The sequence below is a fragment of the Nakamurella multipartita DSM 44233 genome (assembly GCF_000024365.1).
Classification (GTDB): domain Bacteria; phylum Actinomycetota; class Actinomycetes; order Mycobacteriales; family Nakamurellaceae; genus Nakamurella; species Nakamurella multipartita.
Map to the genome: position 1 here is coordinate 2322221 of NC_013235.1, position 20601 is coordinate 2342821.

General features: G+C 69.4%; 20 protein-coding genes. All 20 read left to right on the forward strand.

Translation table 11 applies throughout. The annotated features are described in order from the left end of the window. Positions 1-48 precede the first annotated feature (48 nt). The 20 genes from NAMU_RS10470 to atpA all read left to right on the forward strand — a co-directional run bounded on the left by NAMU_RS10470 (position 49) and on the right by atpA (position 20579). Positions 49-798 (forward strand): helix-turn-helix domain-containing protein, encoded by a 750-nt coding sequence (locus NAMU_RS10470; protein ID WP_015747374.1) that lies wholly within the window; start codon positions 49-51, stop codon positions 796-798. A 217-nt stretch (positions 799-1015) separates the two neighbouring features. Further along, positions 1016-2098: an ATP-binding cassette domain-containing protein gene (locus NAMU_RS10475; protein ID WP_015747375.1), complete on the forward strand. Its 1083-nt coding sequence runs from the start codon at positions 1016-1018 to the stop codon at positions 2096-2098. Further along, positions 2062-2568: an ATP-binding cassette domain-containing protein gene (locus tag NAMU_RS30425; RefSeq protein WP_015747376.1), complete on the forward strand. Its 507-nt coding sequence runs from the start codon at positions 2062-2064 to the stop codon at positions 2566-2568. The genes NAMU_RS10475 and NAMU_RS30425 overlap by 37 nt, the downstream gene beginning before the upstream one ends. Then, complete coding sequence (locus tag NAMU_RS10480) at positions 2565-3575, forward strand: ABC transporter permease (RefSeq protein ID WP_015747377.1); 1011 nt, start codon at positions 2565-2567, stop codon at positions 3573-3575. The genes NAMU_RS30425 and NAMU_RS10480 overlap by 4 nt, the downstream gene beginning before the upstream one ends. After that, entirely contained in the window at positions 3572-4636 is a 1065-nt protein-coding gene (locus NAMU_RS10485) for an ABC transporter permease (protein WP_015747378.1), read from the forward strand. Before NAMU_RS10480 ends, NAMU_RS10485 begins: the two co-directional genes overlap by 4 nt. Positions 4637-4655: 19 nt before the next feature. After that, positions 4656-5654, forward strand: a complete 999-nt coding sequence (locus NAMU_RS10490; protein ID WP_015747379.1) for a sugar ABC transporter substrate-binding protein — start codon at positions 4656-4658, stop codon at positions 5652-5654. A gap of 94 nt (positions 5655-5748) precedes the next feature. Beyond that, positions 5749-7035, forward strand: coding sequence for a M24 family metallopeptidase (locus tag NAMU_RS10495; protein ID WP_015747380.1), 1287 nt, complete (start codon positions 5749-5751; stop codon positions 7033-7035). 92 nt (positions 7036-7127) lie between these two features. Beyond that, entirely contained in the window at positions 7128-7931 is an 804-nt protein-coding gene (locus NAMU_RS10500) for an SDR family NAD(P)-dependent oxidoreductase (protein ID WP_015747381.1), read from the forward strand. After that, complete coding sequence (locus tag NAMU_RS10505) at positions 7928-9388, forward strand: NAD-dependent succinate-semialdehyde dehydrogenase (RefSeq protein WP_015747382.1); 1461 nt, start codon at positions 7928-7930, stop codon at positions 9386-9388. Before NAMU_RS10500 ends, NAMU_RS10505 begins: the two co-directional genes overlap by 4 nt. After that, positions 9372-9986, forward strand: coding sequence for a VOC family protein (locus NAMU_RS10510; protein WP_015747383.1), 615 nt, complete (start codon positions 9372-9374; stop codon positions 9984-9986). Before NAMU_RS10505 ends, NAMU_RS10510 begins: the two co-directional genes overlap by 17 nt. Then, positions 9970-12150, forward strand: coding sequence for an alpha-ketoacid dehydrogenase subunit alpha/beta (locus NAMU_RS10515; protein ID WP_015747384.1), 2181 nt, complete (start codon positions 9970-9972; stop codon positions 12148-12150). Before NAMU_RS10510 ends, NAMU_RS10515 begins: the two co-directional genes overlap by 17 nt. A 10-nt stretch (positions 12151-12160) precedes the next feature. After that, on the forward strand, positions 12161-13474 hold the full coding sequence (locus NAMU_RS10520) for a dihydrolipoamide acetyltransferase family protein (protein WP_015747385.1): 1314 nt from the start codon (positions 12161-12163) through the stop codon (positions 13472-13474). Positions 13475-13898: 424 nt separating this feature from the next. Beyond that, positions 13899-15074, forward strand: a complete 1176-nt coding sequence (locus NAMU_RS10525; RefSeq protein WP_015747386.1) for a glycosyltransferase family 4 protein — start codon at positions 13899-13901, stop codon at positions 15072-15074. Positions 15075-15173: 99 nt separating this feature from the next. Continuing rightward, entirely contained in the window at positions 15174-15674 is a 501-nt protein-coding gene (locus NAMU_RS27285) for a hypothetical protein (RefSeq protein WP_015747387.1), read from the forward strand. A gap of 138 nt (positions 15675-15812) precedes the next feature. Beyond that, positions 15813-16205 carry a hypothetical protein gene (locus NAMU_RS10535; protein ID WP_138180084.1) on the forward strand — a complete coding sequence of 131 codons (393 nt, stop codon included), beginning with the start codon at positions 15813-15815 and terminating at the stop codon, positions 16203-16205. Positions 16206-16296: 91 nt separating this feature from the next. Then, entirely contained in the window at positions 16297-17109 is an 813-nt protein-coding gene (atpB, locus tag NAMU_RS10540) for a F0F1 ATP synthase subunit A (RefSeq protein WP_015747389.1), read from the forward strand. A gap of 124 nt (positions 17110-17233) precedes the next feature. Continuing rightward, entirely contained in the window at positions 17234-17464 is a 231-nt protein-coding gene (gene atpE / locus NAMU_RS10545; RefSeq protein ID WP_015747391.1) for an ATP synthase F0 subunit C, read from the forward strand. 34 nt (positions 17465-17498) lie between these two features. Continuing rightward, a complete protein-coding gene (locus NAMU_RS10550) occupies positions 17499-18044 on the forward strand; it encodes a F0F1 ATP synthase subunit B (RefSeq protein WP_015747392.1) in 546 nt (181 codons plus the stop codon). Continuing rightward, positions 18044-18868: a F0F1 ATP synthase subunit delta gene (locus NAMU_RS10555; protein ID WP_015747393.1), complete on the forward strand. Its 825-nt coding sequence runs from the start codon at positions 18044-18046 to the stop codon at positions 18866-18868. The genes NAMU_RS10550 and NAMU_RS10555 overlap by 1 nt, the downstream gene beginning before the upstream one ends. Positions 18869-18935: 67 nt before the next feature. Beyond that, entirely contained in the window at positions 18936-20579 is a 1644-nt protein-coding gene (gene atpA / locus NAMU_RS10560) for a F0F1 ATP synthase subunit alpha (RefSeq protein WP_015747394.1), read from the forward strand. The last annotated feature ends 22 nt before the right edge of the window (positions 20580-20601 follow it).

The window sequence follows — 20601 nt, forward strand, 5'->3', positions numbered from 1 at the left end:
TTTTCGAACACGGGTGTTCTGTCGTGGCGCACAAGGGGGGTTGCCGACGTGACCGGTGCGGAGTCTGCGGCCCCCGAACCGGCCGGGACGGCGCGTGGCGGGGTGGGCGAACGCATTCGCGCGGCCCGCGAGGCGGCCCGCATCAGCGTGCGGGAACTGGCCCGCCGGGTCGAGGTCTCGCCCAGTCACGTCTCCCAGGTCGAACGGGGGCTGGCCTCGTTCAGCGTGCGCACGCTGTACAACGTGGCCAGCGAACTGGGCCTGTCCATGGACACGCTGTTCGACGACACCCCGGCGGTGGCCAGCCGGCCCCGGGAGCGCAGGGACGCGATCGACCCGCCGTCCGGCCCGGCCCGGGCCGAGGGCGAGGACTCGCTGGTCGACAGCGGCATCGTGCTCCGGGTGGCCGACCGTCCGGCCATCCCGCTGGCCGGCGGCACCCGGTGGGAGCGGCTGACCGCCCGACCGGAACGGGACGCGGAGTTCATCGAGGTGGTCTACCCGCCGGCCGGCCCGGCCTCGGCCCGTCCCAAGGACTTCATCCAGCACGCCAGCCGCGAGTACGGGCTCGTGGTGGCCGGGACGTTGACGGTGCAGGTCGGCTTCGACGTGACCACCCTGCGCGCCGGTGACTCGATCGCCTTCGACTCCGTGGTCCCGCACCGCTTCTGGAACGAGACCGCCGAGGAAGTCCGCGCCGTCTGGTTCATCCGCGACCTGCCCAAGGCGCCCGCGGACGGGCTGCCGGCTCAGGACCCGCACTCGATCCTGCGGGCGCACGGGGCGGTCCCCTCCTAGGAGGCTCCGGCCCCACCCGACGGTAGGCCTCTCGCCGCCGCGCCTCCGCGGATCCGGCACGCTCGCCGTGTGCACTGTGTTCTGTCATAGCGAACGTTTCCGATATTTGACCTCGAGAAGTGTTCACAAGTGTGTTGCCAGTATGTACAGTCTGCGTGACGCCCACCACACGAACTCGGTGGGGAAGTGACCTTCGGTGCGGAAGGAAACGCGCGGAATGACTGATCAGTCCTCCCTGCTGGAGGGGCCGGACGTGATCCCGGACGAGATCCCCACCGTGATCGAGGCCCGGTCGATCACCAAACGGTTCGGGGGCGCGGTCGCGGTGAGCGACGTCAGCGTCGCCGTCTCGGCCGGCGAGATCTACGCGATTGTCGGTGAGAACGGGGCCGGCAAATCGACGCTGATGCGGGTGCTGGCCGGACTGCTGCACCCGGAGGAGGGCGAGGTCCGGGTCAACGGGCAGGACATCACCGGCGATGCCCGCGCCGCCCTGGACGCCGGGGTGTCCCTGGTGCACCAGGAACTGAGCCTGGTGCCGGAGATGACCGTGGCCGAGAACATCATGCTGGGCGCGTTCCCGACCAGGAGCGGGTTCATCTCCGGCCGCCAGCTGCACGCCTACGCCGGTGACGCACTGCGCGAGATCGGCGTCTCGATCGACCTGGACGAGCCGGTGGCCCGGCTGTCGGTGTCGCTGCGCCAGTTCATTGAGATCGCCCGGGCGGTGGCCCGCAAGCCCAAGGTGCTGATCCTGGACGAGCCCACCGCGACGCTGACCCCGTCCGAGACCACCTATCTGCTGCAGATGTTGCGTCGGCTGGCCGAGGGCGGGCTGGCCATCATCTACATCTCGCACCGGCTGCCGGAAATCTTCAGCATCTGCGACCGGATCACCGTGCTGCGTGACGGCCGGTTCATCGACACCATGCGCACCGCCCAGACCACCGCGGACGAGCTGGTCACCAAGATGGTCGGCCGAGAACTCAAGCGGGACCTGCAGATCGACCGGGTGAGTCACCCGGGCGAGGTCGTGCTCAGCGCTCGCGGGGTCAGCGCGCCGCGGGTGCACGGGGTGGACCTGCAGGTCCGGGCCGGCGAGATCGTCGGCCTGGGCGGACTGGTCGGCGCCGGCCGCACCGAGCTGGTTCGGGCGATCCTGGGAGTCGACCCGCGTACGGCCGGCGAGGTGACGGTGACCGTCGACGGCACGCGACGCCGGATCGGGGGCTACCAGTCGCGGTCACCAGTGGGGTCGCCTACGTGCCCGAGGAGCGCCGGTCCGACGGCCTGGCCCTGACCATGTCGGTCAGCGACAACATCGCGCTGCCCAACCGGCGGTTCCTGGCCCGGGCCGGTGTGCTCAACCCCAAGCGACAGCACGGGTATGCCATGGAACTGGCCGACACGGTCGGCCTGCGCCCGCCGAACGTCAAGCGCGACGCCGGCGACTACAGCGGCGGCAACCAGCAGAAGGTGGTGCTGGCCAAGTGGTTGGGCCGCAAGCCCCGGGTGATCGTCCTGGACGAACCCACCCGCGGTGTCGACGTCGGCGCGAAGGCCGAGATCCACCGCCTGATCAGGGATCTGGCCGACGGCGGGACCGCCGTGCTGATCATCAGCTCGGACCTGCCCGAACTGCTCGATCTCGCCGACGTCATCCATGTCATCCGCGACGGCCGCATCGCCGGCACGCTGGCCCAAGACGAGGCCGACGAGCGCACCGTGATGTCGCTGGCCGCGGGCGGAAGCAAGGTGAGCTCCTCATGACCGCGTCTGCCGTGACCCCGCCGCCGGCGCCGGCGGTCGCCCCGGCCGAGCCCCGCGTACCCACCGCGACCAGGGTGATCGGCTGGATCGCCACCAACGGCATCTTCGTCTTCACCGTCGTGCTCGTGGTGGGCGCATCGCTGCTGGTCGACGGATTCGCCTCGGCCACCAACATCGGCGATGTGTTCCATCGGGCCGCGCCGATCGGCATCGTCGCCGTCGGCATGACCTTCGTCGTGATCAGCGGCAACTACCTGGACCTGTCCGTGGTTGCCCAGGTCGCCACGGCGGCGGTCATCCTCATCGGGGTCAGCAATGGCCACGGGATCGGGCTGGCGATCCTGGCCGCGCTGGTCGTGGCCGGGCTCTATGCCCTGGTCAACGGGGTGGCGGTGGGGTATTTCAAGGCCAACGCGGTGATCGTCACCCTGTCCACCACCTATATCGGTCTGGGCGTGCTGCGCTGGCTTTCCGGTGGGAGCATCTTCTTCGGCCCGCCCGACGGCCCGATCGCCACCTTCGGCGACATCAAGGTGGGGCCGGTGCCGATCTCGGCCGTGGTACTGCTGCTGATGGCCGGGGTGCTCGGATTCGTGTTGAGCCGCACCACCTTCGGTTTCGTGATCCGCTCGTTCGGGTCGAACAAGGAGGCCACCAGGCTGGCCGGAGTGGCCACCGGTCGGGTGGTGCTGGGCGCGTTCCTGATCACTTCGATCTCGGCGATGGTGGCCGGCTTCGTGCTGGCCGCGTTCTCCAACACGGCGGTGTCCTCGATGTCGCAGGGCTACGACTTCGGTGCCCTGGCCGCCATCATCATCGGCGGCACCAGCGTGTTCGGCGGCCGGGGCAGCGTGTTGCGCACGCTGCTCGGGGTGATCTTCGTCAGCGTGCTGACCAACATCCTGGTGCTCGCGAACCTGAGCTACGGCTGGCAGCAGGTCGTGATCGGGTCCCTGATCGTGCTGGCTGTTTCGGTGGACGCGCTGGCCCGGCGGGTGAGCGCATGAGCTCCGCCAACCTGGTCTTCGGTGCCCCGCCGGAGACGACCCGCGGGCAGCGCTGGACCCGCGCGCTCAAGCGCCGCACCGAGTGGCGCGGAGCCATCCTGCTCACGATCGTCGTCGTGGTCGCGTTGCTGTTCGAGCCGCTGGTGTTCAGCGCCTACGACGTCACTTTGAGCCGGGTGGCGCTGGTCGGCCTGGTCGCGATCGGGCTGACCGTGGTGATCATCATGGGCGAACTGGATCTGAGCGTGGCCAGCACCGTGGTGCTCTCCGGCGTGGTGATGGCCTCGATGCCGAACCTGGTCCTGGGCGTGCTGGCCGCCCTGGCCACCGGCCTGGTGGTCGGCGCCGTCAACGCCTTCTTCGTCGTCAAGATCGGCATCAACTCCTTCATCGCCACCTTGGGCATGCTGTTCGTGCTCCGCGGCCTGGCCCTGGTCCTGTCCAACGCCAAACCCGTGCCGCTGGCCGACATCAGCACGGCGATCGCGTTCGGCATGCCCTTCCTGGGCCCGCTGACGCCGCGGATCCTGCTGTTCGCCGTGGTCTTCGTGCTTTTGTTGATCTTCCTCACCCGGGTCCGCGCCGGCCGCGAGATCTACGCGGTCGGCGGCAACCGGCAGGCGGCGCGCGACGCCGGCATTCCGGTCAACCTCCGCTTGGTCACCGGGTTCATGCTCTGTGGTTTCGTCGCCGCACTGGCCGGCGTGGTCGACACCATGGAGCGCACCGCGGCCGATCCGACCGCCGGTTCCACCATCCTGCTCTCGAGCATCGCCGCGGCCATCATCGGCGGTGTCGCGCTGAACGGCGGCCGCGGCTCGATCCTGGGCACCCTGATCGGGGCCCTGTCGCTGGCCATCCTGGAAGTCGGGCTCACCCTCACCGGGGTCCAGGTCGACATCCAGCAGATCTTCATCGGCGGCGTGCTCCTGCTCGCGGTCATCACCGACCCCGCGAGTCTGCGCGCCGCCGGCGCCTCCGTGCGCACCGTCTTCGCGGGCCGCCGGGCCCGCGGCACCAAGCCCGATGTCTCCGTCCCGACCACCGCGTCGTCATCCTGACGACCGAAAGGACCCGTCCATGCGCGCCACCCGTGTCGCTGTCGCGACCCTGTCCCTGATCGCCGCCGCCGCCCTGGTTGCCGGTTGCTCCTCCGGCTCGTCCAGCGCGTCGGGCAGCAGCAGTGGTGCCGCAGAGGGCAAGAAGGTCTACGCCCTGCTGCCGCAGGGCACCGACCAGCCCTACGGCACCGAGTACCTCAAGGCGATGCAGGCCGAGGCCGACAAGGACGGCATCGACCTGACCATCACCAACTCGCAGTACGACGCCGACAAGCAGGCCAGCGACTGCCAGGTCGCGGTGGCGGCCAAACCGAATCTGATCATCCTGTGGCCCGCGGTGGCCGATGCGGTCCGGCCCTGCCTGGAGCGGGCCAAGGCGGCCGGAATCCCGGTGACGGTCACCAACTCCGACGTCGAGGCCGACGACAAGTCCCTGGTCGTCGCCTATTCCGGCCCCGACACGATCGGTCAGGGAGCCGCGTCGGCCGAGATCATGTGCGATCTGGCCAAGGGGCAGGCCCTGAACATCCTGGAGATCGACGGGCTCACCGGCAACACCACCGCCATCAACCGAGCCAAGGGCTTCGCCGACACCATCGCCAGCACGTGCCCGAACGTCAAGGTGCTGGCCGCCCAACCCGGCGACTGGAACAAGGACGATGCGCAGACCGTGACCTCGGAAATGCTGACCTCGGTCGGCGCGGCCAACGTCCAGGGCATCTACGCCGCGGACGACACCATGGTGGCCGGCGCGATCGACGCGCTCAAGGCGCAGAACATCGACCCGAAGTCGTTGATCATCACCTCCATCGGCAACACCAAACTGGGTAATCCGCTGGTGATCTCGGGTGAGCTGGACGGCACCGTCTTCCAGTCCTCCTCGTGGGACGGGCAGAACGCGATCGTGGTCGCCAACAAGGTGCTCTCGGGGGAGCAGGTCTCCGGCGATCTGTTCATGCCCTCGGTCAAGGTGACCTCGGCCAACGCGACGGACCCCTCCGTCACCCCGGAGTGGTAATCGTCGGACCCATCAGCGTCGGGGGCGGGGTGGGTGCCGGTTCGCCGGCACCCACCCGGAACGCCCACCGGCCCCTGTCCTTCGGAGTGCACACGTGACGATCACCAGCCCCGCCGCGCCACCCCGGCCGGCCGCCCCGACCGGGGCGCTCACCCTGGCCGCCCCTGGGCACATGGGTGTCGACTACGAGGCCCGGGTCGACTTCGACCGGTTGCGCCGGTACCGGATCGATCGGGCCCGGGCGGCACTGGCGGCCAGCGAGTGCGGCGCGTTCCTGTTGTTCGACTTCTACAACATCCGGTACACGACCTCCACCTGGATCGGTGGGGCGTTGGGCGACAAGATGATTCGCTACGCGCTGATCACCCGGGACAGCGATCCGGTGCTGTGGGATTTCGGGTCGGCGGTCAAGCATCACCAGTTGCACTCGCGGTGGATCCCGGAGCAGAACTACCGGGCCGGGTTCCTGGGATTCCGCGGCGCGGTGGCGCCGACCGTAGGGTTGATGCAGGCCGCCGTGGCCGAGATCAAGGGCCTGCTGGTCGAGGCCGGGGTGGCCGACCAGCCGGTCGGGGTGGACATCGTGGAGCCGCCGTTCCTGTTCGAGCTGCAGCGGCAGGGCCTGCGGGTGGTGGACGCGCAGCAGTCCATGCTGGATGCGCGGTGTATCAAGTCGCCCGACGAGATCGTGCTGCTCAACCAGGCCGCGGCGATGGTCGACGGGGTCTATCAGGACATCGTGGAGGTCCTCAAGCCGGGGATCCGGGAGAACCAGATCGTGGCGTTGGCCAACCAGCGGCTCTACGAGATGGGCTCCGATCAGGTCGAGGCGGTCAACGCGATCTCCGGGGAGCGGTGCAACCCGCATCCGCACAACTTCACCGACCGGTTGATCCGCCCGGGTGATCAGGCGTTCTTCGACATCATCCACTCCTACAACGGGTATCGGACCTGCTACTACCGCACGTTCGCGGTCGGCAAGGCCACCGCGGCGCAGCGGGACGCCTACACCCGGGCCCGAGAATGGATGGACCGGGGGATCGCCGGGATCAGGGCCGGGATCGGCACCGACGAGGTCGCCGCATTGTTGCCGCCCGCGCAGGAGTTCGGGTTCGGCACCGAGATGGACGCGTTCGGCCTGCAGTTCGCGCACGGGCTGGGGCTGGGTCTGCACGAGCGACCGATCATCTCGCGGCTCAACTCGTTCAAGGAACCGGTGGAACTGCAGGTCGGCATGGTCTTCGCGTTGGAGACCTACTGCCCGGCCAGCGACGGCGTCTCGGCCGCCCGCATCGAGGAGGAGATCGTCATCACCGACACCGGCCCGAAGATCTTGACCCTGTTCCCGGCCGAGGAACTGTTCGTGGCCAACCCCTACTGAGCACCGCGCATCCGACCACCCTACGACCGACCACACTGTCACTCCAGCAACATTTCTCGCCAGCACCGCTCACTCCAGGAAAGGCAAGCTCGATGGATACCACCCGCCTCGCCGGCAAGAACGTGCTCATCACCGGTGGCGCACAGGGCATGGGCGCCGCCGTCGCCCACTACTACGCCGAGCAGGGCGCCAAGGTGTGCGTGGGGGACGTCAACGTGGACGGCGTCGCCCAGGTCGCGGATGAGATCACCGCCAAGGGCGGCACGGCCACCTTCGTCAAGCTCGACGTGACCAGCGAGCAGGACGCGGCTGCCGCCGTCGCGCACACGGTCGAACAGTTCGGCAGCATCAACGTGCTGCTGAACAACGCGGGCATCAACAAGCCCTTGTTCTTCCTCGACATCACCCGCGAGAACTGGCAGCGCATCATGGATGTCAACGCCTGGGGGACGATGAACTGCATGCAGGCGGCGGCCCGCCAGATGAAGGCGCAGGGCCGGCAGGACTACCCCTACAAGATCATCAACGTCGGTTCGATCCTGTCCCGGGACGTCTTTGACGACGTGGTTGTCTACGGCGCGTCCAAGCATGCGGTGCTGGCCCTGATCAAGGGCGGGGCCAAGGCGCTGATCGAACACAACATCACCGTCAACGGGTACGGCCCGGGGGTGGTGCGCACGGAGCTGTGGGAGCAACTGGACAAGGACCTGGTGGCGATCGGCAAGTTCGACGCGCCGGGTAAGTCCATGGACCAGCTGGCCGAGACGATGATCTTGATGAAGCGCTACTCCTACCCCAAGGACGTCGTGGGCACGGCGGCCTTCCTGGCCAGCCCGGAGAGCGACTACATGACCGGTCAGCTGCTGATGATCGACGGCGGCATGGTGATCCAGTGACCGCACCACCGACCGTCGAGATCGTCGGCGGCGTGGAAGTTCCCACCGGTTTGTTCATCGGGGGGCAGTGGATTCCGGGCGAGCGGACGCTGGATGTCCGCGACCCGGCCGCGGACCGCCGGTTGTCCGGGGTGGCCGACGCCGGCGTGACCGACGCCCTGGACGCGGTCTCCGCCGCGCACGCGGCGTTCGGGCCGTGGGCGAGCGCGGCCCTACGGACCAGAGCGGAGATCCTGCGCCGGGCCTTCGAGATCATGACCGCCGAACTGGACGAGTGCGCGCGGCTGATCGTGCTGGAGAACGGCAAGTCCTGGGCCGACGCCCGCGGGGAGGCGGCCTACGCCGCCGAGTTCTTCCGCTGGTTCAGCGAGGAGGCCTGCCGGGTGCCGGGTGACTTCCGGATGGCGCCGGCCGGCGACAAGACCATCGTGGTCGACCACCGGCCGGTGGGGGTGGCCTACCTGATCACCCCGTGGAACTTTCCGGCCGCCATGGCCACCCGCAAGCTGGCTCCGGCGCTGGCCGCCGGCTGTACCGCGGTGCTCAAGCCGGCCGGGGAAACCCCGCTCACCGCACTGTGGGTCGCGCGAGTACTGCAACGAGCCGGTGTGCCCGACGGGGTGGTCAACGTGATCGCGACCTCCCGGCCGGGACCGGTCTCGGAGTTGGTGCTGGCCGACCGGCGGGTCGGTGCGCTCTCGTTCACCGGATCGACGCCGGTCGGCAAGATCCTGCTCGGCCAGACCGCTCGGCGCGCCTTGCCCTCGTCGATGGAACTGGGTGGCAACGCGCCCCTGCTGGTGCTCGAAGGGGCCGATGTGCAGGACGCCGTGGCCGGCGCGATGGTGGCCAAGATGCGCAACGGCGGCAGCGCCTGCACGGCGGCCAACCGGTTCTACGTCCACGAGTCGCTGGTCACCGAGTTCGCCGATGCGTTCGAAAAGGCCTTGAGCACACTGTCGATCGGTTCCGGCCTGGACCCGGCGAACGACCTGGGCGCGCTGGTCAGCGTGCGCGAGCGGGACAAGGTACTCGACCTGGTCCGGCGGGCCGAGCAGGAGGGCGGCCGCCCATCGGCCTCGGGTACGGCGCCGACCACGGGTGCGTTCCTGTCGCCGTACGTGGTGCGTGGCGTACGGCACGGGCAGACGCTGACCCGCGAGGAGATTTTCGGTCCGGTGGCGCCGATCGTCACGGTGGACAGCACCGACCAGGCGATCGCGATGGCCAACGACACCGACTACGGGCTCATCTCCTACGTTTTCGCCAAGGACCGGGCCGAGGGCATCTCGGTGGCCCGGCGGCTGGAGTCGGCCATGGTCGCGGTGAACCGCGGCGTGGCCTCGGATCCGGCCGCTCCGTTCGGCGGGATGAAGGAGTCAGGCCTGGGCCGGGAGGGCGGCTTCGCGGGGATCCACGAGTTCCTGGAAACCCAGTACATTGCCGTCGATCTCTGATCAGCCGGGGACCGGGGAGGTCCCCGGTCCCGGGTTGCCGGGACTGACCGGCCTGGACCACATCGGTGTCACTGTGCCCGATCTCGAGGCGGCCCGGCGGTTCTTCGTCGACGTGCTTGGCTGCGAGTTCCTCTACGCCCTCGGACCCAAGCGCGACCCGACCGGTGACTGGATGCAGCGCACCCTGAACGTGCATCCCCGGGCCACCATCGACCAGATCTACTTCTTCCGGTGCGGGGGCCAGGCCGTCTTCGAGGTGTTCGAGTACTCGGCGCCGGACCAGCACACCGACTGGCCCCGTAACAGCGACCTGGGCGGCCACCACGTGGCCCTGTATGTGACCGATCTGGACGCCGCCGTCGAGTTTCTGCGGGGGCGGCCCGAGGTCACGGTGCTCGGTGAGCCCGTGGTCAGCTCGGGCCATCACCTGGGCCAGCGCTGGATCTATTTCCTTTCCCCCTGGGGCATGCAGTTCGAGCTGGTGTCCTACCCGCAGGGCAAGGCCTTCTTCCGCCGGCCGGCGGCCGAGGCTTCCGCCCCGGGCGCACCGCCGCCGCGGGATCCCGATCGCAAGGACAGTGATGACGGCACGACATGATTTGACCCCGGCCGCGCCGTGGACCGAGATCGAAGTCACGGACGCGGACTGGGAGGCCGCGGATCCCGACCTGCTCACGGCCATGTACAGCCAGCTGGTGCTCATCCGGACGTTCGAGGAGACCGTGCTCGAGCTGTCGGCGGCCGGGCTGATCCACGGGCCGGCCCATTCCAGCATCGGCCAGGAGGGCGGCGCGGTCGGTTCGACGATCGGGCTGACCAGTCAGGACACGGTCAACGGCACGCATCGAGGCCACCACCAGTTCCTGGCCAAGGTGCTCGGCCACCTGGCCCCGGCCGGCATCGACCCGCGCGCGCCGATCCCGACCGACGTGCGCGCCGAGCTGCTCCGCACCCTGGCCGAAATCTGCGGCTTGGAAAGGGGTTTCAGTCACGGCCGGGGCGGCTCGATGCACCTGATGAGCAAGCCGGCCGGGGCGATCGGCACCAACGCCATCGTCGGCGGGGGAGTGCCGCTGGCAGCTGGGTCGGCCTGGGCGCACCGGCAGGCCGGGACCGATGCGGTGGCCGTCACCTACTTCGGCGACGGCGCCGCCAATATCGGGTCCACGCTGGAGACCTTCAACCTGGCCGCCGCGTGGAACCTGCCGCTGTGCTTCTTCATCGAGAACAACCGCTACGCCGTGTCCACCTCGGTGCACGAGGCGACCAAGGAGCCTCGGCTGTCCGCGCGGGGCCCCGGATTCGGCATCGCCAGCTGGAAGGTCGACGGGATGAACCCGTTCGCGGTCTTCCTGACCATGCAGGAGGCGTTGGCGCACATGCGGTCCGGGCGCGGCCCGACGGTGATCGAGGCCGACGTGTACCGGTTCTTCCACCAGAACGGCGCCTTCCCCGGCAGCGCCTTCGGCTATCGCAGCAAGGCCGAGGAACAGCAGTGGCGCGAGCGCGACCCGATCGCCCAGGTCGCCGGCCAGCTGGTGCGCCGGCACATCCTCACGCCCGCGGACCTGGACGCCTTCGGTACGCAGGCCGCGACGGTGCTGGCCGAGCTGGCCGATGTGCTGGTCGAGCCGGTGCCCGGAGGGCGGGCGGGGCAGCGGCGGATCAGGGCGGCCGAGTGGCCGGACCCGGCATTCGTCGACGTCGGGGTCCGCGGCGACCTGTCCGAGTTCGCCGGCGCACCGCTGGCCGACGTGGACAGCTACGCCGGCTCGCTCCAACCGGACACCGTCTTCGTCGAGGCCATCGCCGCCGTGCTGGGCCGGCAGCTGGCGACCGATCCGCGCGTCCTGGTGCTGGGGGAGGATGTTCACCGGCTCAACGGCGGCACCAACGGGGCCACCCGGGGCCTGGCCGAACGCTTTCCCGACCGCATCCTGGGCACCCCCATCAGCGAGAACGCGTTCACCGGACTGGCCGGCGGGATCGCCCTGGACGGCCGGTTCCGGCCGATCGTCGAGTTCATGTACGCCGACTTCATGTGGGTGGCCGCCGACCAGCTGTTCAACCAGATCGGCAAGGCCCGGCACATGTTCGGCGGCGACGACCCCGTTCCCTTCGTGCTGCGCAGCAAGGTGGCCATGGGCACCGGGTACGGCTCCCAGCACTCGATGGACCCGGCCGGCATCTTCGCCACCGCGGCCGGATGGCGGATCGTCGCACCCTCGACCCCGTTCGACTACGTCGGCCTGATGAACAGCGCCCTGCGCTGCGCGGACCCGGTCCTGGTGCTCGAACACGTCGATCTGTACCGCAGCACCGGGCCCGGTCCGGTCGACGACCTGGACTACTGCCTGCCGGTCGGCCGGGCAGCGATCCGCCGAGCCGGCACGCAGCTCACGGTGCTGACCTACCTAGCGATGACCAACTACGTGCTGACTGCGGTCCAGGACCTGGGCACCGTCGACGCCGAGGTCATCGACCTGCGCTGGCTGGACCGGGCCAGCATCGACTGGGACACCATCGGCGCCAGCATCCGCAAGACCGGCAACGTGGTGATCGCCGAGCAGGGCGCCCTGGGCACCTCCTACGGCAGCTGGCTGGGCGATGAGATCCAGCGGCGGTACTTCGACTGGCTCGACCAGCCGGTGCAACGGATCACCGGCGGCGAGGCCTCGCCCAGCATCAGCAAGGTGCTCGAGCGCGCAGCCATCGCCCAGGACGCCGAGGTCGTGGCCACCCTCACCGAGATCATGAAGTAGGGCGACGACGATGGCACACCTGTTGCGCATGCCCGAGGTCGCCGCCGGCGGCACCCGCGCCGTGCTGGCCACCTGGTCGGTCGCCGAGAACGCCGCCTACACGGAACGGGACACCCTGGCCGAGATCGAGACCGACAAGGCGACCGTTGATCTGGACGCCGACGCGGACGGCGTCGTGCTGCGACTGCTGGTCGCCGCCGGGGCCGAGGTCGGCGTCGGCGACCCGATCGCGCTGCTCGGCGGCCCGGACGAGCGGGAGGGGGACGTTGCCGCCCTGCTCGCCGGATTCGGTGTGCCCACGAACCCGGCCAGCGGCCCGGGACCGCAGACGCGGGCCGAGCCGGACGCGGCCGGGTCGGTCGGGGGCTCGCCAGCGGCCGAGGGCACCTCGCCCGAGGAGGGTCCGGCGCGCCTGTTCGCCAGCCCGCTGGCCCGAACGCTGGCCCGGGCGGCCGGGCTCGACCTCACGCGTCTGGCACCCGACTCGGGCCCGGGTGGCCGGATCCGCCGGGTCGACGTCCAGGCGGCCCTGGCCGACCGCGACGGCGCTTCGGAGTCGCGGGCGCCGTCCGGCCCGGGGGACGGGGCCCCGCCGGGCGGCCGGCCGGTGTCCGATGGACGCACCGAGCCGGTGCCGCCCGGTGCCGGCTTCGTCGACCTGCCGCACTCCCGATCGCGTCGGGCCATCGCCACCCGGTTGACCGAGAGCGCCCGGACGGTGCCGCACTTCTACCTGGAGGGCACCGCCCGGGTGGACGCGTTGCTAGCCCTCCGGCGCGAGCTCAACGAGGACGCTCCGCGACGGATCTCGATCAACGACCTGATCGTCAAGGCGGCCGCGCGGGCTCACCGGCTGGTGCCCGAGCTGAACGTGATCTGGACCCCGCAGGCGGTGCGCCGCTTCGACCATGTCGACATCGGGGTGGCGGTCGCCGCCGAGCGCGGACTGGTCACCCCGACCCTGCGGGGGGTGGACACGCTGTCCATCGGCGCGGTCGCCGAGCAGACCGCCGATCTGATCCGGCGGGCGGACGCCGGCCGGCTCCGACCCGAGGAACTGACCGGCGGGGCCTTGTGCGTGACCAACCTGGGCATGTTCGGCACCGAGCGGTTCAGCGCGATCATCAACCCGCCGCAGTCGGCCATCCTGGCGGTCGGCGCGGCCCGCGAGGAGCCGATCGTGGTCGACGGGCGGCTGGCGGTGGGCACCGTGCTGAAGGTGACGGTGTCGGTGGATCATCGGGCGGTCGACGGCCGGGAGGCGGCCGGCTGGCTGCGGACCTTCCTGGCGATCCTGGAAAAGCCGGTGCGCATCCTGACCTGAGCCGGTCGCGGCCTCTTCCTGAGCCGGCTCAGGAATGCCGAAGGCCCGATCCGACGGCATGTCGTGATCGGGCCTGCGGGCAGCTCCCGGCGTGGGGCTCGTGTTCAGTGCGGCATTTCACTGCTTCAACTCACTGCGCAACGCTGACCCGCCTGGCGTGCTGTCGGGGGCGATGGCCGGGTCCGGGCATCGGACCCGATCGCCTCCTGGCGAATCGGAGCTACATCATGGGGACGGACGAGTCGGGCGGCCGTTGCGTGGTTTCTCGGTCTCGGTTGGGTAAAGCCGGCCGGACCGGGGCGATGGTGACTGCCCGTGACCTGCCGGTGGCGCTGCGGCCCCGACGCGGCCGTCGGACGACACCCGTTGATCACCGGCCGGCACTTGGCCCCGGGATCGGTGGCCCCGCCACTACCCTGGGCGGGTGACGGGCTACACGCTTCCGCTCCCGGAATACGCCTTGGGGTTCGGGGCTGCGGTGGTCGTGACGTTCCTGCTGACCGGGGTGGTCCGGCTGGTCGCGGTGCGGGTCGGCGCGGTCTCGCCGATCCGGGAGCGCGACGTGCACTCGTTGCCGACGCCGCGGATGGGCGGGCTGGCGGTCTACCTGGGCTTCGCCGCGGCCGTGCTGATGGCCCTGCAGCTGCCGGCGTTGGGGGCGGCCTTCTACACCTCCTCCGAGATCGTCGGGGTGCTGGCCGCAGGCGGCGTCATCTGCCTGGTCGGGGTGATCGACGACCGTTTCGACCTGGATGCGGTGGCCAAACTGGCCGGACAGATCCTGGCCGCGGGCGTCATGGTGATGTTCGGCGTGCAATGGCAGGTGCTGTGGTTGCCCAGCAGCGGACCGTCCGGCGGCAGCCTGGTCAGCCTGGACCAGACGCAGGGCATCGTGCTGACCGTGCTGCTGACCGTCGTGCTGACCAACGCGATGAACTTCATCGACGGGCTCGACGGCCTGCTCGCCGGGGTCGCCGCGATCAGCGCGTTCGCCCTGTTCATCTTCTCCGCGCGACAACTGGTGCTCTCCGGCGACGACGCGTCTGCCTCCCAGCCGCCGCTGATCGCCGCCGCCCTGCTCGGGGCCTGCATCGGATTCCTGCCGCACAACTTCTCGCCGGCCCGGATCTTCATGGGCGATTCCGGATCCATGTTCATCGGGCTGGCCATGGCCGGCGCGACCATCAGCGCCGGCGGCAAGCTGGATCCGTCCTCGTTCGGTCCGCGGTCCACCATCGCCCTGCTGGCCCCGCTGATCGTGGCGCTAGCCGTGGTGTTCATCCCGGTATTGGATTTCCTGCTCGCGGTGATCCGGCGGACCAAGGAGGGGCGGCACCCGTTCAGCGCGGACAACCGGCATCTGCACCACCGCATGCTGGCCATTGGCCACACCCACCGGCAGGCGGTGCTCATCTTCTACTACTGGGCGTTCGCGTTGGCCGCGGCCGCGGTGGCGCTGAGCTTCGTCAGCTGGCAGGTCGCCATCATCCCCACCGCCGTGCTGTTCCTGGTGGGACTGATGTTCTCGGTGTGGCCCAGGGTGCGGGCCGGGCGGTTGGCCCGGCGCGAACGGGACCGGATTCCTGCCACACTGCCTTGAGTGCCCTGACCGCCGGCACCGCCCGACCGCGCCGGCCCCGCCCGACCGCCATGAGTGCCTGACCGTCCCGATCAGGACCCGACCGGAACCCGAAGTGACGTGACGCAACCAGACCAGCCGCCCCCGCCCGAACAGGCCCGTCCCCAGGTCGACCTGTCCGAGCACATCAAGGCCGCCGCGGCCATCGCCGACCGGAGCCGCTCGGCCGGCGCCTGGTCCCTGGCCCACCTGCGGTTGTGCCTGATCGCCCTGATCAGCGGCGGGCTCGTGCTGGGCGTGGTCGGCGCCCTGGTCGACGGGTGGGGCGCCGTGTTGGGTGTGCTGATCGGCACCGTCATCGTCGGCGCCTTCTTCACCTTCTCGGCGGTGGTCATCGCCTGGGTGGGCAAGACCAACCCGAATACGGTGATGATCGCGGCCCTTTTCGCTTACGTGATCAAGGTCTTCGTGCTGGCGTTGATCCTGATGACGATGCCCATCGACGGGCCGGTCAGCGTGCGCTGGATGGCCGGCGCGATCGGTTTGGGGGTGTTCCTGTGGCTCGCGGCACACATGCGGTATGTCTGGACATTGAAGCTCTACTACGTCGACCCGAAGTAACCGCAGCGTTGCCCGTCGGGAGGTCTTCGGATCGGCAAACCTGCAGGCCACAAGGTTGCGAAAGCGTTGCGCCGGTCGGCACGCCGGGTTCCCCGGGTGCGGCGCCGCCCCTAGGCAACTGATAAGGTCCGGGGCGCCATGAAGATGTTTCCCCGGGCCAAGCCCCCATCGCCGGGAGCGGACGAAGGATGGGCCGTGCTCGGCAGCCTGATCTCCGGGCTGATCCTGTTCGGCGGTCTTGGGCTGATCTTGGACCACTGGTGGGGCATACGGGTGATGGCGCCGGTCGGCGCGATCCTCGGCATGGCGTTGGGCATCTATGCGGTGGTCATGCGGCACGGTCATCGTGTCGGCACCGACGAGGTGTCCGGTGATCTGACTTCGTCCGCGCAGGCGAGCGCGGACGCGGCCCGTGCACTACGAGAAGCGAAGACGGCGAACCGAATGAGAGCGATGCGCACGACCGGGTCCCCGGCCCGGGAGCGCGTCTCCTCCTCGGTCGACCCGCGAAGGGAAAGGGAGACCGCGTGAGCGAGCCTCGGCGAGCGAACCATGAGCTCAGTCGCCGGTGTGCCCAGCCAGTTGGCCGCATTCGTCCGGCCACCTCGAAGGGGGCGGCGGCGTGAGCCTGCTGTCAGCAGTGATGCTGGCCGCCGAGGACGGCGGCAGCGAGTTCGAGGCACCGACCGTCGAGCATTCCTTCTTCTTCGACAAGATCGCCAATGGCGAGGTCGTCTCGTCGGTCAAGGCGATGGTGCTGCTGGGCCTGGGCGTGATCCTGATCATGGCCTTCTACCTGGCCGCGTCCCGCAAGGCCGCGATCGTGCCCGGAAAGATGCAGTTCGCCGGCGAGAGTGCCTACGGGTTCGTCCGCAACGGCGTCGCGATCGAGATCCTGGGCGGCACCAACGGGCGCAAGTGGGCCGGCTTCCTGGCCACCCTGTTCTCTTTCATCATCATCCAGAACCTCTGGGGCATCGTGCCTTTCGCGCAGATGCCGGTGACCTCGCACTTCGCGATCCCGGTCCTGCTGGCGCTGACGGTCTGGTTCATCTACATGTTCGTGGGGATCCAGAAGCACGGGTTCTTCGGATTCTTCAAGCTCATGTGCTACATCCCGGGCATTCCGGCGGCCATGCACTTGCTGCTGATCCCGATCGAATTCCTGTCGAACATCATCCTGCGGCCGTTCACCCTGGCCATCCGGTTGTTTGCCAACATGTTCGCCGGGCACATGCTGATCACCATCGCGGCGGTCGGCACCCTGTACCTGTGGGGTGAGGGCGGCGTCCTGAACTACATCCTGGGCGTGCTGCCGTTCGTCGGCAGCCTCGGCCTGGTGTTCTTCGAGTTGCTGATCTGTTCGCTGCAGGCCTACGTCTTCGTTCTGCTGACCGCCATCTACCTGGAATCGTCGTTGGCGGATTCGCACTGACCGAACCCGTACCCCGGGACCCACCACCAGACCATTACCGACCGCACCACCTGGCCCGTATCGGCGGGCCAGCGAATGACCATCTGGATCCACCTCGGATCCCGTGAAAGGGAGAAGCGCCCCCATGGCAGCACTCGAACTCGCCGAACTGACCGGCAACGTCGGCACTCTCGGCTACGGCCTGTCCGCCATCGGCCCGGGTATCGGTGTCGGCATCGTCTGGGCGGCCTACATCTCGTCCACCGCTCGCCAGCCCGAGTCGGCCGGCCTGACCCGGACCTACGCCTTCCTCGGGTTCGCGGTGTCCGAGGCGCTGGCCCTGCTGGGCTTCGTGGTGCCGTTCATCCTGACCTGATCCGACACCGACCGCGGGAGAGTGCAGGATCGTCATGACCCAATTCATTGCCTCTGGAGTAGCCACGGCTGCCGCTGAGGAAGGCACGACCAACCCCATCGGCCTGCCCTGGGGCGAGGTCGTGATCGCGGCCATCGGCTTCGCGCTGTTGCTGGTCGTGCTGGGCAAGTTCGTCTGGCCGCAGTTCGAGAAGGCGTTCGCCGCTCGGACCAAGGCCATCGAAGGCGGCATCGCCAAGGCCGAGGAGGCCCAGAACGAGGCCAAGGCGGCGCTGGATCGCTACAACCAGCAGCTGGCCGGGGCTCGCGAAGAGGCCGCCAAGATCCGCGAGGACGCCCGGGCGCAGGCCCAGGCGATCCGCGACGACATGCTCGCTCAGGCGCACGCCGAGACCGAGCGCATCGCCGCGGCCGGTCGGGCCCAGCTCGACGCCCAGCGGGCGCAGATCGTCGCCGAGCTGCGCAGCGACCTCGGTCGCGTCTCGGTCGACCTGGCCGGCCGGATCGTCGGCGAGTCGCTGGACGACGACGCCCGCCAGAACCGGACGGTCGAGCGGTTCCTGGCCGAGCTGGACCGCTGATGATCCAGCACATCGCCAGCCGCGAGGCCCTGGTCGCGACCAACCAGCACCTGCTGGAGGTCTCGGAGCCGCTCAGCGGGGTCGGCCTGGCCGCGCTGGGCAGCGATCTGGACGGCGTGTCCGACCTGTTGCTCACCCAGGTCTCGCTGCGGCGAACCCTGTCGGAGAACACGCTGTCGCCCGATGCCCGCTCGGGCATCGTGCAGCAGCTGCTCGGCAGCAAGATCAGCGCGCCGGCGCTCGAGGTGGTGCAGTTCGCCGTCCGGCAGGAGTGGGCCTCGTCCCGCGACCTGCAGGACGCGCTGCGCCGGCTGAGCCGGACCGCGATGTTCCGGCGGGCCGAACGCACCGGCGAACTCGACGAGGTCGAGGACCAGCTGTTCCGGTTCGGCCGCATCGTGGACGCCAACCCCGAGCTGTCGGTGATCCTGGACGACCCGACCGCCGATCCGGCGGCGCGGTCGGCGCTGGTGCATCAGCTGCTCTCGGGCCGGGCGCACACCCTGGTGACCGAGCTGGTCGATGCGCTGGCCCGCGACACCGCCGGGCGTTCGTTCACCCACGGGGTGCGGGAGCTGCTCGATCAGGCCGCGCAGCGGCGCGACAAGATCGTCGCCTTCGTCAAGACCGCCCGACCGTTGACCGCGGCGCAGCTGGACCGGCTGCGGGCCTCGCTCGCCCGGATCTACGGCCGTGAGGTCACCACTCACGTCGATGTCGAGCCGGGCATCCTGGGCGGTATCCGGGTGCAGATCGGTGACGAAGTGATCGACGGCACCGTGGCCGGGCGGCTCGACGAGCTGCGCCGGCGAATGGCCGGCTAGCACCCCCGCACAGGGCAGTTCAGGCAGACTCGCACCAGTACCACCGAAGACATAGAACGGGAACCCGATGACCGAGTTGACGATCTCACCCGACGAGATCCGCTCTGCGATCGAGACGTACGTCTCCAACTACGCACCAGAGGTGACGCGGGAGGAGGTCGGCATCGTCGCGGAGACCGGTGACGGCATCGCGACCGTGGAGGGCCTGCCCTCGGCCATGGCCAACGAGCTGCTCTCGTTCCCGGGTGGGGTGCTGGGCGTCGCGCTGAACCTCGACGTCCGCCACATCGGTGCGGTGCTGCTCGGCGACGCCACCTCCATCGAGGAGGGCCAGCAGGTCACCCGGACCGGCGAGGTGCTCTCGGTGCCGGTCGGCGACGCCTTCCTGGGCCGGGTCGTCAACCCGCTCGGGCAGCCGATCGACGGCCTGGGCGAGATCGCCTCCGACGAGGTCCGCGCCCTGGAGCTGCAGGCCGCCACCGTGGTCGAGCGGCAGGGCGTGAGTGAGCCGCTGCAGACCGGCATCAAGGCGATCGACGCGATGACGCCGATCGGCCGGGGTCAGCGCCAGCTGATCATCGGTGACCGCAAGACCGGCAAGACCGCGGTCTGCGTCGACACCATCATCAACCAGAAGCAGTTCTGGGAGACCGGCGATCCCAAGCAGCAGGTGCGCTGCATCTACGTCGCCGTCGGCCAGAAGGGCACCACGATCGCCGGTGTCCGGCAGTCGCTGGAGGATGCCGGCGCGCTGGAGTACACCACTATCGTGGCGTCCCCGGCCTCGGACTCGGCGGGGTTCAAGTGGCTGGCCCCGTACACCGGTTCGGCCCTGGGCCAGCACTGGATGTACCAGGGCAAGCACGTCCTGATCATCTTCGACGACCTGTCCAAGCAGGCCGAGGCCTACCGCGCGATCTCGCTGCTGCTGCGCCGCCCGCCGGGCCGCGAGGCCTACCCGGGTGACGTCTTCTACTTGCACTCCCGGCTGCTCGAGCGTTGCGCCAAGCTCTCCGACGAGCTGGGCGCAGGATCGATGACCGGTCTGCCGATCATCGAGACCAAGGCCGGTGACGTCTCGGCGTACATCCCGACCAACGTTATCTCCATCACCGACGGACAGTGCTTCCTGGAAGGCGACCTGTTCAACGCCGGTGTCCGCCCGGCCGTGAACGTCGGCATCTCGGTCTCCCGCGTCGGTGGCGCCGCCCAGATCAAGGCCATGCGGTCGGTGTCCGGCACGCTGCGTCTGGACCTGTCGGCCTACCGCGAGCTGGAGGCGTTTGCCGCCTTCGGTTCCGACCTGGACGACGTGTCCAAGCGCGCCCTGTCCCGCGGCTCCCGCCTGGTCGAGCTGCTCAAGCAGCCGCAGTTCACCCCGTACCCGGTGGAGGAGCAGGTCGTCTCGATCTGGGCCGGCACCCGTGGTCACCTGGATCGCGTCCCGGTCGAGGACGTGCGCCGCTTCGAGACCGAGTTCCTGCAGTACCTGCGGCACGCCTCCGGCAGCCCGCTGCAGGCCATCCGCGAGTCCAAGGTGCTCTCCGGGGATTCCGAGGACGCGCTCAAGGCCGCGCTGGCCGAGTTCGCCGACACCTTCACCACCTCCGAAGGCACCATCCTGGGCCGCGAGCCCGCGGTGAAGCCGATGGATGCGGCCGCGGTCGGCCAGGAGAAGGTGCAGGTCCAGCGGCCCGCTCCGAAGAAGTGAGGCTGTTCATCATGTCGGTCGT

Bases quoted from the DNA above. Each gene is read 5' to 3' on its own strand.
- NAMU_RS10475 (WP_015747375.1), top strand. From the start codon at position 1,016: ATGACTGATCAGTCCTCCCTGCTGGAGGGGCCGGACGTGATCCCGGAC.
- NAMU_RS10480 (WP_015747377.1), top strand. From the start codon at position 2,565: ATGACCGCGTCTGCCGTGACCCCGCCGCCGGCGCCGGCGGTCGCCCCG.
- NAMU_RS10485 (WP_015747378.1), top strand. From the start codon at position 3,572: ATGAGCTCCGCCAACCTGGTCTTCGGTGCCCCGCCGGAGACGACCCGC.
- NAMU_RS10490 (WP_015747379.1), top strand. From the start codon at position 4,656: ATGCGCGCCACCCGTGTCGCTGTCGCGACCCTGTCCCTGATCGCCGCC.
- NAMU_RS10500 (WP_015747381.1), top strand. From the start codon at position 7,128: ATGGATACCACCCGCCTCGCCGGCAAGAACGTGCTCATCACCGGTGGC.
- NAMU_RS10515 (WP_015747384.1), top strand. From the start codon at position 9,970: ATGACGGCACGACATGATTTGACCCCGGCCGCGCCGTGGACCGAGATC.
- NAMU_RS10520 (WP_015747385.1), top strand. From the start codon at position 12,161: ATGGCACACCTGTTGCGCATGCCCGAGGTCGCCGCCGGCGGCACCCGC.
- NAMU_RS10535 (WP_138180084.1), top strand. From the start codon at position 15,813: ATGAAGATGTTTCCCCGGGCCAAGCCCCCATCGCCGGGAGCGGACGAA.
- atpE (WP_015747391.1), top strand. From the start codon at position 17,234: ATGGCAGCACTCGAACTCGCCGAACTGACCGGCAACGTCGGCACTCTC.
- NAMU_RS10550 (WP_015747392.1), top strand. From the start codon at position 17,499: ATGACCCAATTCATTGCCTCTGGAGTAGCCACGGCTGCCGCTGAGGAA.
- NAMU_RS10555 (WP_015747393.1), top strand. From the start codon at position 18,044: ATGATCCAGCACATCGCCAGCCGCGAGGCCCTGGTCGCGACCAACCAG.
- atpA (WP_015747394.1), top strand. From the start codon at position 18,936: ATGACCGAGTTGACGATCTCACCCGACGAGATCCGCTCTGCGATCGAG.